This window comes from Ulvibacterium marinum, assembly GCF_003626755.1.
Taxonomy (GTDB): domain Bacteria; phylum Bacteroidota; class Bacteroidia; order Flavobacteriales; family Flavobacteriaceae; genus Ulvibacterium; species Ulvibacterium marinum.
The window spans coordinates 219,060-234,758 of sequence record NZ_RBCJ01000001.1; the positions used below are offsets into that span (position 1 = coordinate 219,060).

14 protein-coding genes and 1 tRNA gene are annotated in these 15,699 nt (G+C 42.8%); 10 read left to right on the forward strand and 5 right to left on the reverse strand.

All coding sequences use genetic code 11. The annotated features are described in order from the left end of the window. Window positions 1–21 precede the first annotated feature (21 nt). Both D7Z94_RS26165 and D7Z94_RS01035 read right to left on the reverse strand, forming a co-directional pair. On the reverse strand, window positions 22–171 hold the full coding sequence (locus D7Z94_RS26165; RefSeq protein ID WP_394347389.1) for a hypothetical protein: 150 nt from the start codon (window positions 169–171) through the stop codon (window positions 22–24). A gap of 502 nt (window positions 172–673) precedes the next feature. Further along, window positions 674–745, reverse strand: a tRNA-Arg gene (locus D7Z94_RS01035). 254 nt (window positions 746–999) lie between these two features. Between D7Z94_RS01035 and D7Z94_RS01045 the strand changes: the two genes are divergently transcribed. From D7Z94_RS01045 to D7Z94_RS01065, 5 genes are read left to right on the forward strand one after another with little or no spacing between them, the layout of a single operon-like run. Beyond that, window positions 1,000–2,343, forward strand: a complete 1,344-nt coding sequence (locus D7Z94_RS01045; RefSeq protein ID WP_120709660.1) for a Gfo/Idh/MocA family protein — start codon at window positions 1,000–1,002, stop codon at window positions 2,341–2,343. A gap of 17 nt (window positions 2,344–2,360) precedes the next feature. Beyond that, complete coding sequence (locus tag D7Z94_RS01050) at window positions 2,361–3,341, forward strand: Gfo/Idh/MocA family protein (RefSeq protein WP_158594567.1); 981 nt, start codon at window positions 2,361–2,363, stop codon at window positions 3,339–3,341. A gap of 20 nt (window positions 3,342–3,361) precedes the next feature. Then, window positions 3,362–4,573 carry an N-acetylglucosamine-6-phosphate deacetylase gene (locus tag D7Z94_RS01055; protein WP_120709662.1) on the forward strand — a complete coding sequence of 404 codons (1,212 nt, stop codon included), beginning with the start codon at window positions 3,362–3,364 and terminating at the stop codon, window positions 4,571–4,573. 3 nt (window positions 4,574–4,576) lie between these two features. Then, on the forward strand, window positions 4,577–5,818 hold the full coding sequence (locus D7Z94_RS01060) for an Nramp family divalent metal transporter (protein ID WP_120709663.1): 1,242 nt from the start codon (window positions 4,577–4,579) through the stop codon (window positions 5,816–5,818). A gap of 9 nt (window positions 5,819–5,827) precedes the next feature. Beyond that, the gene (locus tag D7Z94_RS01065; protein ID WP_120709664.1) at window positions 5,828–6,592 is read left to right on the forward strand and encodes a glucosamine-6-phosphate deaminase; all 765 of its coding nucleotides are present in this window, start codon (window positions 5,828–5,830) and stop codon (window positions 6,590–6,592) included. Here D7Z94_RS01065 and D7Z94_RS01070 read toward each other — a convergent pair. Further along, complete coding sequence (locus tag D7Z94_RS01070; RefSeq protein WP_120709665.1) at window positions 6,589–7,560, reverse strand: sugar phosphate isomerase/epimerase family protein; 972 nt, start codon at window positions 7,558–7,560, stop codon at window positions 6,589–6,591. The two genes, D7Z94_RS01065 and D7Z94_RS01070, sit on opposite strands and share 4 nt — an antisense overlap. A 181-nt stretch (window positions 7,561–7,741) precedes the next feature. On the opposite strand from D7Z94_RS01070, the gene D7Z94_RS01075 reads away from it, so the two are divergent. The 5 genes from D7Z94_RS01075 (at window position 7,742) to D7Z94_RS01095 (ending at window position 14,275) form a co-directional block, all read left to right on the forward strand. Continuing rightward, entirely contained in the window at window positions 7,742–8,671 is a 930-nt protein-coding gene (locus D7Z94_RS01075) for a DUF4434 domain-containing protein (protein ID WP_120709666.1), read from the forward strand. A gap of 51 nt (window positions 8,672–8,722) precedes the next feature. Then, window positions 8,723–9,883, forward strand: coding sequence for an AGE family epimerase/isomerase (locus D7Z94_RS01080; protein WP_120709667.1), 1,161 nt, complete (start codon window positions 8,723–8,725; stop codon window positions 9,881–9,883). Between the two features lie 97 nt (window positions 9,884–9,980). Continuing rightward, window positions 9,981–11,054 carry a glycoside hydrolase family 10 protein gene (locus tag D7Z94_RS01085; protein ID WP_211341735.1) on the forward strand — a complete coding sequence of 358 codons (1,074 nt, stop codon included), beginning with the start codon at window positions 9,981–9,983 and terminating at the stop codon, window positions 11,052–11,054. A gap of 89 nt (window positions 11,055–11,143) precedes the next feature. Beyond that, window positions 11,144–12,418, forward strand: coding sequence for a sulfatase-like hydrolase/transferase (locus D7Z94_RS01090; RefSeq protein WP_120709669.1), 1,275 nt, complete (start codon window positions 11,144–11,146; stop codon window positions 12,416–12,418). An 18-nt stretch (window positions 12,419–12,436) separates the two neighbouring features. Next, window positions 12,437–14,275, forward strand: coding sequence for an FAD-dependent oxidoreductase (locus D7Z94_RS01095; RefSeq protein WP_120710821.1), 1,839 nt, complete (start codon window positions 12,437–12,439; stop codon window positions 14,273–14,275). Window position 14,276: 1 nt separating this feature from the next. Here D7Z94_RS01095 and D7Z94_RS01100 read toward each other — a convergent pair whose 3' ends face one another. Continuing rightward, complete coding sequence (locus D7Z94_RS01100; protein ID WP_120709670.1) at window positions 14,277–15,113, reverse strand: alpha/beta hydrolase; 837 nt, start codon at window positions 15,111–15,113, stop codon at window positions 14,277–14,279. Further along, window positions 15,110–15,688 carry a RidA family protein gene (locus D7Z94_RS01105; protein ID WP_120709671.1) on the reverse strand — a complete coding sequence of 193 codons (579 nt, stop codon included), beginning with the start codon at window positions 15,686–15,688 and terminating at the stop codon, window positions 15,110–15,112. Before D7Z94_RS01105 ends, D7Z94_RS01100 begins: the two co-directional genes overlap by 4 nt. Between the last annotated feature and the right edge of the window lie 11 nt (window positions 15,689–15,699).

A 15,699-nucleotide genomic window follows, 5' to 3' on the forward strand; every position in this document is an offset into this window, starting at 1 on the left:
TTAGTGAGTAGATATTCACTACTAATCAAACATGGAACGTTGGGGGTATACGATAGTCCCATAAACAGAACGTATTTCACTAATCCCTTTGACCCTCTGTTTTTTAGGGTTCCAAAGTCGAGTATCAACTCTTCTTTTAAGGCTTATATTGAGTTTTTTTCTATCTACCATTATTCTGGCATATCAAGGTGCTTCATTATACTTAATTCTTTTTGTTTATAACCAGAACAGGATAGAAAATGTAGAAGTAGTGCGCATGATATTCGTCTTTAAATTGAACTTAGTTTAGGACGAAAGTCAAATCACTTATAAATCATTCATTTAACAGGTTAAAAATGACTAATTTCAGGATACGAAGACATTAGATGAAAAATGTTGACGATTCGCGAAATCAAGTAAATGGATTCAAATTATATAATTTAAAGCTAAAACCTTAAAATACTAAAAATCAATTAGTTTTAAGGTCATTGAAATCCCCTGAAATCTTTAAAAGTAACCTCGGCAAGAATCACTTGGACAAAGCTCAGTATGAACTACGGTCCAAAAGCTTCGCTTTTACATACTTCGTATGTTTTGCGTCACTACTTTGTAGCCCCGGCAAGAATCGAACTTGCATCTAAACCTGCCCGACTGTAGTCTTTCAGGCGGGGTTTAGGAAACCTGCCTGCCGTAGTAGCCCTACCAGGACTCGAACCTGGATCTAAAGTTTAGGAAACTTTTGTTCTATCCCTTGAACTATAGGGCTTTACTAAATTGGCACGCAGGCAGGTTTCTATTCCCTGTCTGCCGACAGGCAGGTATCCTTTGAGCCCTCCTTTGGCGGGTAGGCTACGAGGCCAATTTATCAAGAGTGCAAAAATAAAGCTTTTTTTGGGAGTGCTGAAAATAGGCAGTAACTTATTTAATATTGATTTTGTGTTATTCCAATGGATAAAAGAATATTCCTATCATTTCTTTACCTAACAAAATCATATCTTGTACTGTGGTAAAACCAGAGGTATGAAAAACAAAACAAACCCAAGAAGAAATTTTATCAAAAAAAGCTCCATGGCCTTGGTAGCTGGTGGAATATTACCCCATTTCAGTGCTAAGAGCTATGCTCGTATTTTGGGGTCTAACGAAAGGATTCTTGCTTCTGTAATGGGTGTAAATAGCCGTGGCAATGCCCTTGCCCAAAATTTTGCAAGTCAAGATAATTGTGATGTAATCCATATCTGCGATGTAGATCAAAGGGCCATTACAAAATGTATCGATGCCTTAAAAGAGAGACAGACCGTTGAGGCAAAAGGTTTTGGGGATTTTCGAAAATCCCTGGAGGACAAGGATGTCGATGCCCTGGTTATTGCCGCTCCAGATCATTGGCATGCCCCGGCCTCTCTTTTGGCTATGCAGGCCGACAAGCACGTGTATGTTGAAAAACCCTGTAGCCATAACCCCAATGAGGGTGAAATCTTGGTCCAAGCCGCTGAAAAATATGGAAAGGTTATACAAATGGGCAACCAGCGTCGCTCATGGCCCAATGTAATAGAAGGCATTAATGCCTTGAAAGCTGGGGCAATAGGCCGGGTGTATTTCGGTAAAGGCTGGTATTCCAATAATAGACCCTCGATAGGAATAGGTAAGGAAACGGAAGTGCCTGAATGGTTGGATTGGGAATTGTGGCAGGGCCCCGCACCCAGAAAGAATTTCAAGGATAACCTCATTCATTACAATTGGCATTGGCATTGGCATTGGGGTACGGGAGAAGCTTTGAACAATGGCACACATATGATCGATCTATTACGCTGGGGCATGGAAGTGGATTATCCGTCAAAAGTAAGTTCCAACGGGGGGCGCTACCGATATAAGGACGATTGGGAAACACCGGACACCCAAATTATAAATCTGGATTTCAACAATGGTATGACCATGTCCTGGGAAGGCCGAAGCTGTAATGGAAAAAATATAGAGGGAAGTTCCGTGGGGGTATTATTCTATGGGGAAAACGGCAGTATGTTAATTCCCGGAGGGGACAGTTATACAATTTTCGACCTTCAGAGCAAGGTTGTAAAAGAGGTAAAGAACACTATGAAAATCGATGCGCGGAACAAAATGAATCCCGCAGAAAAATTGGATGCCCTCCATATTCAGAATATGTTCGGGGCAATAAAAAATGGAACAACGCTGAATTCGGATATGGATTCGGGCCATAAGAGTACCTTGCTCGTACAGCTAGGAAACATTGCTCAACGTATGGGCCGATCATTGGAAATTGACTCGAAAAATGGCCATATTCTGAATGATAACGATGCCCAAAAGCTATGGGGCCGTTCATATGAACCGGGATGGGAAATGAAGCTATAAGCTTCCAAAAACACAATATGACTACTCGAAGATCTTTTTTAAACAAAACTGGGAAAGGCATGCTCCTATCGGCAACGATGACCATGCCATTAGGACTGGCTTCACAATTGACCAGTAAAAAGAATAAAGCCTCCAAACCATTCATCATTGGCATTATAGGTGCCGAAAACTCACATACCGCAGGCTTTGGAAAGTTGTTTAATATTGACAAAACCTTCCCCGGAATGGAAGTAAAGTATGTTTGGGGAGAAACCGAGGAATTCGCCAAAACCGCCATGGAAAAAGGCAATATTCCTAAAATGGTAAAGGATCCCAATGAAATGCTCGGAAAAATAGATGCCCTTATCGTGGACCATCGGCATGGAAAATTTCATCTTGAGCCAGCCGTTCCTTTTATTAAGGCAGGGATTCCGGCCTTTATAGATAAACCCTTCTGTTACCGTGCCGAAGAGGGAATGGAATTTTTAAAAATGGCCCGTAAATATGGCACACCGGTTACCTCTTTTAGTTCCATTGCCCACAGTTATGAGACTTTTGATATTAAGGAACAATTACAACATATGGGGAGCCTCAACCAAGTAGTTCGGTATGGGCCCGTAGATTTGGAATCCAAATATGGGGGAATATTTTTTTATGGAGCGCACATTGTCCAGCCCTTGCTATATATGTTCGGAGATACGGTAGAAAAAGTACAGGTTCATAAAAACGGAAAAAACAGTAGTGCCAGTCTTGTTTTTCAGGATGGGATGTTGGCCACCTTGATTTTCACCACCAAAAAATACGGATGGCGCACCTTTGTTGAAACAGATGAGGGCATACAAGAATTGACTTCAAGAGTAGAAGATAAAAAGCCGGCCAAAAATTATGCAGATATGGTTCATATGTTCAAAACCGGTGAAGAACCCAGAAGTCATGAAAGCATCATTCATTGTGTGGCCGTTTTGGAAGCTCTTGAAAAATCCGTGGAAAGTGGAAAATGGGAGAATGTGGCCCATTAGAATGAATAAAAATTAGTACAATGAAATTTTTGACCTTATGTTTCATCTTTATACTGGCCTTAATGATTCCTATTGAATCTGTCGATACGATTACACTCCATGGTATCAGCTATCTGGATGAAAACCCTGTTTTAGTTTCCTTGGAAAATGGCAAGATTTCCGCGGTGGAACAACCAAACCAGAACACCGATGGACCAGACGTATATATAGCCCCTGGCTTGATAGATGTACAGATCAACGGGTACGTTGGGGTCGATTTTTCCGGACCGGACCTCACTGTGGAAGGAGTTATAAAAGCGACCAAAGCACTATGGAAGGCCGGGGTCACCACCTATTTTCCGACCATTATCACAAGTGACCTGGATCGAATAAAAAAAAACTTCGCCATTTTGGCGGAAGCCCGCAAAAATCCCGAAATAGGGCGGTCCATTCCCGGGTTTCATTTGGAAGGACCCTATATCTCTCCCTTGGCCGGTTTTCGTGGGGCCCATTTGGAAAAATACATTAGGAAGCCAAATTGGAAGGAATTTCAAGAACTCCAAGAAGCAGCAGAAAATGGTATAAAGTTGATAACCGTTGCCCCAGAAATTGATGGGGCGATTCCTTTTATTCGCAAATGTGTGGAAAGCGGCGTTGTTGTTTCATTGGGGCATCATAACGGCTCTGCCGAGCAAATACAACTTGCCGTTGACGCAGGTGCTAAAATGGGCACACATTTAGGAAATGGATGTGCCAATGAAATCAACCGTCATCATAACCCTATTTGGCCACAATTGTCCAATGATGCCATTACGGTCAGTATAATAGCAGACGGTTTTCATTTAACGCAGGAAGAAGTACGAACCTTCTATAAGGCCAAAGGTGTTGAGAATACCATTTTAGTTTCCGACGCCCTGGATTTGGCCGGCTTACCTCCCGGGGAATACGTACGGGGGGAACGGAAATTAGTACTTACCCCGGATGTCGTAAAACTTCCCAAGGAAAATGTACTGGCAGGTGCAGCATCTCCCATCAGTAAATGTGTTGGGGTGATGCTGGATTATACCGGGTGCTCCCTAAAAAATGCCATTCAAATGGCGAGTACCAATCCGGCAAGGTTATTTTCCCTTTACGGACTGGGAGAAATTGAAGTAGGCAAACAAGCGGATCTTATTCTTTTTTCCATAGAAGACAATCAAGTGGTCATTAAACAAACCTATGTTGACGGGAAGCTGGTCTATAAGCAGGATTGATCCATGAAAAACAAATCTCTTTACCGAAAATTGCTCTTGGCCATGGCTGCCGTTGGTCCCGGCCTATTTCTTATTGGCTACAATATTGGTACGGGTAGTGTTACCACCATGGCCAAAACTGGGGCCGAACACGGTATGGGACTTTTCTGGGCCTTGGTACTCTCCTGTATTTTCACGTATATTCTCATGGTGGCCTATGGTAAGGTAACCTTGGTCAGTGGCAAGACCGCCCTATTCAATTTCAAGACCCAATTCCAGTGGGGATGGGTACTCTCGCTGTATATCATCATCGCACTTATCATTGGGGAACTATTGGCCTTAATGGGCGTTATGGGCATCGTAGCCGATCTGGTCCAAGAAGGTATTCGCCTTGCTTTCGATGGGTTGGTCATTAAAACTTTTTGGATTATTCTTTTTTTTAGCATCATTCTGTATTTTCTGCTTTGGTATGGTCGATATAGGACGTTTGAAAAGGTATTGACGATACTGGTCATTGTAATGGGTCTTTCATTTATAGTTGTTTTTTTCATGGTCAAACCCAATTTTTCAGCATTGGCAGAAGGTATTGTTCCTAATATCCCAAATACTCCTGGGGCCCTTGGCCTGATTGCCGCCATTACCGGTACCACTTGTTCGGCTGCTGTATTCATTATTAGAAGTACCGTAGTGGCTGAAAAAGGGTGGGGCATTAACGATTTAAGAACTGAAAAGCGCGACGCGTTTGTATCCGCCGCTATGATGCTTTTATTAAGTGGGGTCATTATGGCCGTAGCTGCTGGCACATTACACATATCAGGGCTCAAATTGGAGAATACCATAGAAATGATCGAACTGTTTGAGCCAATCGGAGGAAAATTAGCCGCTTTTATACTCATCATAGGGATAGCCGGGGCTGGGCTTTCTACTATATTCCCAATAGTATTAATCGCCCCATGGCTGGTTGCTGATTATACAGGAAGACCTAGAAATATACATTCGGCACAGTCCAGATGGCTCATATTTGGGGCCATGCTCTTTGCTTTCGGCACCGTTTTCCTTGAAGAGAGACCCCCTGCCTTGATGATTTTCTCACAAGCTTTTCAGGCCTGTATCCTTCCTGCAGTAGCTATTCCAATCTTTGTATTGATCAATAAAAAAGGGTTGATGCAGGATCATAAAGCTAGCAAAAAACTAAATTTTGGAATCATTCTGGTAATTCTGTTCTCCTTGATTACCACTTGGTTTGCAATTACTGAATTTCTATAAGCCTTCAAAATGACAAAATCATTCACAATCGATCAACTACAGGCGGCCGTCTATGGTGACCCCAACGAAATGGGAGAGGCAGCGGCCGATTTCGTAAAAAGTAAATTGAACGGGGCCATACAACAAAAAGGAGAGGCGAACCTTATTCTCGCCACTGGGGCCTCACAATTCTCTTTTTTGAAAGCTTTGCAGCGGAAAGCAATCGATTGGAAAAAAATTACAGTTTTTCACTTGGATGAGTACAAAGGCATTTCAGACCAACACCCGGCAAGTTTCCGGAAGTATTTAAAGGAACGCATCCTGGATTCGGTAGCTCCAAAAAAAATCTATTTTCTGAATGGCGATGCCCCAGATTTGGAAAAGGAGATGGACAATTACTCCAAAGCTTTGCAACAACATCCCATAGATGTCGCTTGTATCGGGATTGGTGAAAATGGTCACATAGCCTTCAATGACCCTCCTGTTGCCGACTTCAACGATCCCAAATGGGTTAAATTGGTTTCTTTGGATGAAGACTGTAGAAATCAACAATTGGGAGAAGGATGGTTTCCGACTTTGGATGATGTTCCCAAACAGGCCCTTACACTTACCATCCCGGCAATTATGGGCTGCAAGACTATTAGTTGCGTGGTACCGGACGAACGAAAGGCGGAGGCAGTTTACAATACATTGAACGAAGAAATCAGCACAAAATGTCCAGCTACCGTTTTAAGAACACATCCCAATACTAGTTTGTTTTTGGATACTAACTCCGCTTCAAAAATAGCGGACTAAACCGTTTTTAAATAATCGATACTTACTTTCAAGGCAACTTCAGGCTGTTTTACAATATCCTGCTCTACGAAAAAGTGTTTGGCGCCATGTTCCTTGGCAGTCTTTATAATGGAATCCAAGTCCATATCACCGTCACCCGCATTGGTCATTAATGGAAAGAGTTCCATCCATTGTGGAGCATCGGAACCATCACCAGAAAAATGGGTAATGGGTTTCATATCCTTAATGTGCATCATATGATAACGCCCAGAGTACTTTTTTAAGTATTCCACGGGGTTTGCCCTTCCCGCAGTTGTCCAGAAAACATCCATTTCCAAAAACACCAAATTGGGGTCTGTGGCTTCTATCATAACCTCAAAAGGCACTTTACCATCCACCTTGCTAAGTCCATAACCATGGTTATGATAGGCGAATTTCAGCCCGATTTTTTTGGCGTTCTCTCCAATGGTGTTGAAGGTATCGGCCATCTTTTTATAATCGTCCATAGTTTTACGCCGATCATCCGGTATGGCGGGTAGGGTTACATATTTGAATCCCAACATTTCCATGGCAGGGGCAAAAGCTTCCATATTACTTTCCAAGGTATCCAAATCACTATGCACCGATGGCACCGACATTCTATTTTCACTCAGGATTGCCTTTACCTTATCTGCCGAATGTCCAAAAAAACCGCTTCCTGTAAAACCCAACATGGGAGTTATGGCCTCCCAACCTTTCTTTGCACTTTCCGCACTAAACTCGAAAGGCCCGAACATTTCCAATTCGGTATAGCCCATTTTGGAGAGCATCTGAATTCCTCCTTCGAAGTCTTTCTCCAACAAGGCGGGCAATGAGAACAATTGTATTCCTATTTTATCCATAGAATCCATAACGGGTTTTGTAAATGAACGGGCAATCAGTTGCTCCATACCGAGGGCGCCGGCAGCCGATAAAAGGCCTAATTGTTTGATGAAGTCGTTTCTTTTCATGGTGCTATCCTACTACTAATTCATCATAAATATATCAAATAATAAAAGATTCACCTAAAAGCGACCCCAGTACAAAAACCACTACAAAACTTTGGCTATCTTAGGCGCAAAATCGGTCAAAGTCCATACGAATTCAGCGAATTGTTCTCTGTTTTCATAGAGGTAAAAATGATACTGTATAATGCAAATCACGGGAACTTTCCTTGACGAGATAAGCCACGACATACCTCATCAGAATTGGGGGGCCAAAGAATGGGATGCCGATTTTGCCCATATGAAAAAAATGGGTATCGATACCGTAATTCTAATTCGTTGTGGGTACCATCAATTTTTGACCTATCCCTCAGAATATTTAATTGAAAAATACAATCGATTTCGTCCTAGTTCGGATTTGGTCAAACTGTTCCTTGAGCTTTCCGAAAAGTATGATATGACCTTTTATTTTGGCACCTATGACAGTGGCAAGTATTGGGAAACCGGGGATATGCGGCATGAAATAGATGTAAACCTTCATGTTATTGAGGAAGTTTACCAAACCTATGGCCATTACAAAAGTTTTGGCGGCTGGTATTTGAGTCTAGAATTAAGCCGTAAGACCAAGGGGGCCGTCGAATCTATTGCACAATTGGGTGACCATTGCAAGGCGGTAAGTAGTGGATTGCCTGTGTTGATATCCCCATGGATAGATGGAAAAAAGGCAATAGCCGCAACGGAGGGGCAACTGACCAAAGCATCTGGTATTTCACTCAAAGAACATGAAAAAGAATGGGACGAAATTTTTGATGGCATTAAAAATAGCGTTGACGTTGTCGCCTTTCAGGATGGTCATGTAGGCTACAATGAATTGGAGAATTATCTGAGCGTTAATAAATCCTTGGCGGACAAATACGGGTTACGGTCCTGGACAAATTCAGAGTCATTCGACAGGGACATGCCCATAAAATTTCTCCCTATAAAATTTGAAAAACTAATGCTGAAACTTGAGGCGGCGAGACGTGCCGGCTGCGAAAAGGCAATTACTTTTGAGTTCTCCCATTTCATGAGTCCACAGTCGGCCTATTTGCAAGCAGGGCACCTATATAATCGGTATATGGAATACTTTAAAATATAGTAATAACTGTTGGTTCATCTAAAGTATGCCAGGTACAAAAAATAAAAATTCTTGAAACAGTACGCAGAGTTATACAAAAAAGAACTGCTTGACCAGATTGTTCCATTCTGGGAAAAATATTCTTTGGACAAAGAGAACGGTGGTTATTTTACGTGCCTTGATGATAAAGGACATATTTATGATACCGATAAGTTTATTTGGTTGCAGGCCCGGCAAATATGGACATTTTCAAATTTATACCAAGAGGTACATAAGGAAGTTGCCTGGAAAGAAATTGCGCTTCTTGGGGCAGGTTTTCTGGAAAAAAATGGGCGAGATACCGCTGGTAACTGGTATTTTTCCCTAAATCAAAAAGGGAATCCCTTAGTACAACCCTACAATATTTTTTCGGACTGTTTTGCTGCTATGGCTTTTGGAGCCTTATTTAAAATAGAACCTAAAAAACGCTATGCCGATACTGCCAAGACCACCTTTGACAATATCCTAAGACGGCAAGAAAATCCAAAAGGAAAATACAACAAGATATATCCGGGCACGCGCAATCTCCAGAACTTTGCCTTACCCATGATCCTATGTAATGCATCTCTGGAACTGGAACATTTGTTGGGTGTCGAACAAGTAGAAAAGGTGACAGATTCCATAGTCGATTTGATTATGAACAAATTCTACCACAAAGAAAGTGGTCTAGTCCTGGAAAATATTTCAGAAACTGGAGAGTTTGTGGATAGTTTTGAAGGTCGATTGCTCAATCCAGGGCACGCTATTGAAGCGATGTGGTTTGTAATGAACCTCGGAATCCGTAAAAATGATAACGCACTTATAGAAAAGGCAGAAAAAATCATGTTCCAGCAATTGGAACATGGATGGGACAAGAGATACGGGGGCATTTTTTATTTCATGGATTTTAAGGGTCATCCTCCGCAGCAATTGGAGCATGATCAAAAGCTTTGGTGGGTGCATTTGGAAACCCTAGTAGCTTTGGCAAAGACCTATGCCTATAATCAAAATCCAAAAGCAAAGATATGGTTCGAAAAAGTACATGAGTACGCTTGGAATCATTTTCGTGATAAACAAAACGGTGGTGAATGGTACGGCTATCTAAACCGACAAGGAGAAGTTTTTCTTCATTTAAAAGGTGGTAAATGGAAAGGTTGCTTCCACGTCCCTCGGGCCTTATTGGAAGTATGGAAAACTTTGGAAAATGGCTTCTAGTTTTGCACCTACAGTAAAAAGCCACAGAAAACGGCCAACTTCAAATTCGGAAGGGCCATGTCCAATTAACAAGATTGGTTGCATTTTAATTTTTTGCTTGATATCCATAAGTCCCTTTTCTTTCTCCCAAACCCAGAAAGGAGTGTGGCTTACGGATGTGGCCAGCCAAGCTCTGGATTCCAAGGAAGGTATTCAAGAAGTAGTGTGGCGTTGTAAGACCTATGGCATTCACCAAGTTTATGTGGTCGTATGGAACAGAGGTCACACACTTTACCCCAGTGAAGTTATGCAAAGGGAATTTGGGAAAAAGGTCTCTCCTAGATTTGCCGACAAAGATATTTTACAAGAACTGATAGACATTGCACATGCCGAAGGACTAAAAGTGCATGCCTGGTTCGAGTTTGGATTTTCCAGCAGTTACCAAGAAGAGGATGGTGGACATATCCTTAGGACAAGGCCCGAGTGGAAAGCTTTGGATAATGAGGGCAAGCTGGTCTCAAAAAATGGTTTCCAGTGGATGAATGCCTTTGACCCAGAAGTACAGGATTTTCTACTTTCCCTAATTTCCGAAGTTGTAGAAAACTATGATATTGACGGTATTCAAGGCGATGACCGCCTACCGGCCAACCCTTCTACCGCAGGGTATGATGAACTCACCATCTCCTTGTACAAAAAAGAGCACAATGGCCAAGCACCTCCCCAAGATTATAAAGATCCGGATTGGGTCGATTGGCGTGCCAAACGGTTGAATCTTTTTGCCAAAAGAATCTATGAGACGGTAAAAATCCTAAAGTCGGATATCGTGGTGACTATGGCCCCTAGTATCTTTCCTTGGAGCAAGGAAGAATATCTACAAGATTGGCCGACTTGGGTCCAAAACGGCTGGGTAGATGCCATTATCCCACAGGTATATCGTTATAACCTCAAAGCCTACACCACCACTCTAGATGCCAATTTGGAATTCATGCCCAAAAATCGGGAAACCGAACTAATACCTGGGGTACTCTTAAAAGTAGGCGACTACGTACCTTCAAAACGATTTTTGAGGAAAATGATAAAAACCAATCGCAAACGGGGCCTGGATAGTGAGGTCTTTTTCTTTTATGAGGGATTAAAGGAACACGAGCGGTTTTTTAGTAAATTATACCCTAAACTAAATGTAAAGCAGTAGTGACATTCAAATTAAAACTATTACTAAAATACAGCACGAGCCTATACTTTTTATTCCTAACGGTATTTTTTGTTTCAGGGCAGAAAAAAGTGTCGAAAAAACCCAATGTCATCCTAATTTTGACGGATGACCAAGGTTGGGCCGATGTCAACTGTTATGGCTCCAAGGACCTCCATACGCCCAATATGGATAAACTGGCGCATGAGGGCGTAAGATTCACGCAGTTCTATGCAGCTGCTTCCGTATGCTCCCCATCCAGGGCCTCTATGTTGACCGGGATGAATCCACATGCCGCGGGTCTACCTGGGAATGCTTCCTCTACCAAGGGCGAGACAGGCATGCCAACCGACCGTTTTACCTTGGCCGAAATGATGAAACAAGCCGGTTATGCTACAGGTCATGTGGGGAAATGGCATTTAGGCTATACTCCGGAGACCATGCCCAATGGGCAGGGATTTGATTACTCCTATGGCCATATGGGAGGATGCATCGATAACTATTCCCATTTCTTCTATTGGCATGGTCCCAATCGCCATGATCTTTGGGAAAATGGTAAGGAAATCTGGGCCGATGGAAAATATTTTCCTGATTTGATGGCAACCCAAGCAGAAGCCTTTATCGATCAACATAGCATGGAGCCCTTTTTCTTATACTATGCCATTAATCTTCCCCACTATCCGTTACAACCTGATGAAAAATGGCGTGCGTATTACAAAGACCTGGATTCCCCTCGAAAAGAATATGCGGCATTCGTATCCACCATTGATGAGCGAATCGGAAAACTCCTTAAAAAACTGGACGCCCTGGGTCTACGAGAAAATACGGTTATAATTTTTCAATCGGACCATGGATACTCCAAGGAAGAACGCACCTTTGGCGGTGGCGGCAGTGCTGGCCCGTTCCGAGGGGCAAAATTTAGTTTATTCGAAGGCGGTATTCGTGTCCCGGCCATCATCAGCTGGAAAGGACATTTACCGGAAAACGTAAGCAGAAATCAAATGGCCCTTAATATTGATTGGTTTCCGACCATAGCGGAACTCTGTGGTATAGCTACGCCTTCCAATTTAGAAGGAAAAAGCCTTGTGCCCATTCTCAAAAACAATGATATACCTTCCAAACACCAAACCTTTATCTGGCAGAATAATGGATCATGGGCCGTACGCAAAAATGATTGGAAACTGATAGGCGACCCTTGGGATAGTTCTGATAAGGGAAGGCTTGACCCTGAAAAAGACAAACTTTTTCTAACCAATATGGCTATGGATTCTACGGAAATGACCAATCTGTCCGCTAAATACCCAGAAAAAGTAGCCGAATTACTGGCCGAATATACCCATTGGCCCTATTCAAAATTAGAGCAATAAATGAAATCCCGCGAAACCATGAAATTAAGAATTACCTCCTTCCTTTTCTTTTGGTTGCTTACCGCCTATGCACAAAATCAAGTGGATATTGTAATTATTGGTGGCGGTGCCGGGGGTACCTCTGCCGGTATCCAAGCGGCCCGTATGGGGACAAAAGTTCAGGTTATCGAAACGACACCCTGGCTCGGAGGAATGCTTACATCTGCCGGAGTTTCCGCCATTGATGGCAATCATGAGATGCCATCGGGCATTTGGGGAGAGTTTCGCCAAAAATTAAGGAATCACTACGGTGGTGCCAAAGCTTTGGCCACGGGTTGGGTGAGCCACACCTTATTTGAACCTTCGGTAGGAAATCAAATCCTACAGGAAATGGCCGATATTCCTAATCTGGATATCGCCTTTAATGCCCAATATACCGATGTCAAAAAAGAAGGGGAGGGCTGGAAGGTGACCTATGTCCAAAATGGAAAAACATATACGACCCACGCCAAAATCTTAATCGACGCTACCGAGATTGGGGAACTTTTACCTATGGTTGGGGCCGACTTTCGTTTAGGGATGGACTCCAAAGGCGATACCGGCGAAAAGGAAGCTCCAGAAACGGCCAATAGCATTGTCCAAGATTTGACCTATGTTCTGATTTTGGAGGACACTGGCAGTGCCCGGGGAAGGCGCGGTCTGGTGAAAAAGCCAAAAAACTACGACCCGAAAAATTATGAATGTGCTTGTAAACGTGAGGATGGCGAAATGTTCGGGGGAGTATCCAACTGTCAACAAATGCTGGATTATGGTAAACTTCCCAATAACAAATACATGATGAACTGGCCCAATTGCGGCAATGACTTTTATATTAATTGGCCCGAATTGACTTCCCAACAACGAAAGGAAAGATTGAGAGAGGCAAAGCAATTTACCCAAGGCTTTGTGTATTATATTCAAAATGAACTAGGTTTCAAAAATCTTCGGGTCGCCAAAGAATTCCCGACCAAAGATAATTTCCCTATGATACCCTACGACCGTGAGGCGCGAAGGGTAAAAGGAAAGGTCTTTTTAACCGTAGATCATGTGGAAAGGCCGTATGATTTTACTTTATACCGTACCGGAGTTGCCGTAGGCGATTACCCCATAGACCACCATCATGATAAGAATCCCGACGCCCCTGAAATTGATTTTATCAATATCAAAGTGCCCAGCTACAACGTGCCTTTGGGCAGTTTGGTCCCGGCCGATCTGGAAAACTTTATCGTAGCCGAAAAGAACATTAGCGTTTCCAACATCGTAAATGGCGCTACGCGCCTTCAGCCCGTGGTGTTGGGTATTGGACAAGCGGCAGGCGCCTTGGCAGCGACCGCAATAATGGAGAACCAACAGCCTTCACAAGTATCCATCCGGCAAGTGCAAAATGCCCTATTGAAAAGCAAGGCTTATGTAATGCCGTTTATTGATATGCAGAGCAATGATTCCGCTTTTGCCAAAATGCAACGTATGGGAGCTACCGGGATTTTAAAAGGGGTTGGCGTACCCTATAAATGGGCCAACCAAACTTGGTTTTACCCGGAACGCATCGTTTCCCAGTACGAATTAAAACAAGGGTTACTCCCCTATTATCCCGAAATAGAAAAAATACATGCCTCGGGAGCAGGCACTACACCCAAATTTGTTCAGCAACTTGTTGAAAAAATAAAACCAGATTATCCTTGGGGTTCAGTCCAAAACCAGTGGGAATCTTGGGATTTCCATCAAGAATACAATGAAAATGTAGAGCTTACCCGAAGAAGTATAAGTATTCTTATAGATAGAACTTTAAATCCATTTGCTTTGGAAGTCGATTTTGTAGGCCAACTCATTTCAAATTGAGTTAATCCGTATCTATTGACTTGGATTTCTCATTGACAAAATTCAACAACAAAGGAATGGCGGGATACACCATATTATGACCATAGCCATCCAATTCCATGAGTTCTATATCCGGGTGTTCCACTACTTTCATCATTCTATAGAAATAGGCATTTTCCTCATAACGACCCAATAGTTCCAATTTGCGATTACCCGTAATCAATAACATTGGTGAAGCGTCCTTTCGAACATGGAACAGTGGAGCGTAGGTGTCTATAATTGGTTGTGTACCATCAATCCCCATTTCCTTTCTAATTGTAAAATGGGTAATGGTATGTCCGCTAAAAGGAATCAACCCCGCAATATCGTTTGCATCGACTCCATGTTTTTCGAGATATTGCTTATCGAGCCCAACCATACTCGCCAGATAGCCTCCCGCGGAATGCCCGGTAATGAAAATCTTTTCGGGATTCCCATTATACCGCTCAATGTTTTTGAATGTCCACGCCACTGCTGTAGCCGTATCTTCAATATATACCGGATGTTTAACTTTGGGGTGCATCCTATAGTTCACCGTTACAACAGCCACGCCTTTTTCCAATAAACCTTCAGGAATATGTTTCTCACCAAATTCCAGTCCCCCACCATGAAACCAAACAACTGTGGAAACGTTGGTTGTGTCCTTGGGAAAGTACACATCCAGCTTACAACGTTCCTTTATATATGCGTCGGAGGCCCGTGTTTCTAAATCATAATAGGGTATATCCTTCTCAAGGACATGGGTAACCTTTTGCGCGAATACATAGGATCCGCACAGGATAAGAATAAAAGTCTGTATTTGAAATAGGCTCCTTATCAATCGTACACTTCAACGATCATCTCCACCTCTATAGCAATATCACTTGGTAAAGCTCCCATACCCACAGCTGCCCTGGCGTGTTTGCCGTTTTCTCCAAAAACAGCTACCATTAAATCGGAATACCCGTTTACTACCTTGGGCTGGTCGGTAAAATCAGGGGTACTGTTGACCATACCCAATACTTTTACGATGCGCTTTACCTTATTTAGATTGCCCAATTCCGCCTTAAGCACGGAAAGTTGGTTGATTCCTGTAATACGTGCGGCTTCATAACCTTCTTCTATAGTCAGGTTGCCTCCTAATTTTCCGGTAATGTTCTCACCATCCGGCTTTAATGGGCCTTTGCCCGCTAAAAAAATCAGATTTCCCGTCCGTACGGCATTTACGTAATTGGCTACTGGAGCAGAAGGCGTGCTAAGCTCAATGCCCAATTCAGATAGCTTTGCCTCCGGATCATAACCATCCGGCACCGTATTTTCTATCTTAGTTTCGGTTTCAGCGTCTTGCTTGTTTTCATGAACCGTTTGACAAGAAATAATTAAGAGCAGGGCGGCGGCGGATAAAACTATTTTCATTTTAGGTTTTT

Coding starts and splice junctions, on each gene's coding strand:
- D7Z94_RS26165 (WP_394347389.1), bottom strand. CDS start 171: ATGGTAGATAGAAAAAAACTCAATATAAGCCTTAAAAGAAGAGTTGAT.
- D7Z94_RS01045 (WP_120709660.1), top strand. CDS start 1,000: ATGAAAAACAAAACAAACCCAAGAAGAAATTTTATCAAAAAAAGCTCC.
- D7Z94_RS01050 (WP_158594567.1), top strand. CDS start 2,361: ATGACTACTCGAAGATCTTTTTTAAACAAAACTGGGAAAGGCATGCTC.
- D7Z94_RS01055 (WP_120709662.1), top strand. CDS start 3,362: ATGAAATTTTTGACCTTATGTTTCATCTTTATACTGGCCTTAATGATT.
- D7Z94_RS01060 (WP_120709663.1), top strand. CDS start 4,577: ATGAAAAACAAATCTCTTTACCGAAAATTGCTCTTGGCCATGGCTGCC.
- D7Z94_RS01065 (WP_120709664.1), top strand. CDS start 5,828: ATGACAAAATCATTCACAATCGATCAACTACAGGCGGCCGTCTATGGT.
- D7Z94_RS01070 (WP_120709665.1), bottom strand. CDS start 7,560: ATGAAAAGAAACGACTTCATCAAACAATTAGGCCTTTTATCGGCTGCC.
- D7Z94_RS01075 (WP_120709666.1), top strand. CDS start 7,742: ATGCAAATCACGGGAACTTTCCTTGACGAGATAAGCCACGACATACCT.
- D7Z94_RS01095 (WP_120710821.1), top strand. CDS start 12,437: ATGAAATTAAGAATTACCTCCTTCCTTTTCTTTTGGTTGCTTACCGCC.
- D7Z94_RS01105 (WP_120709671.1), bottom strand. CDS start 15,688: ATGAAAATAGTTTTATCCGCCGCCGCCCTGCTCTTAATTATTTCTTGT.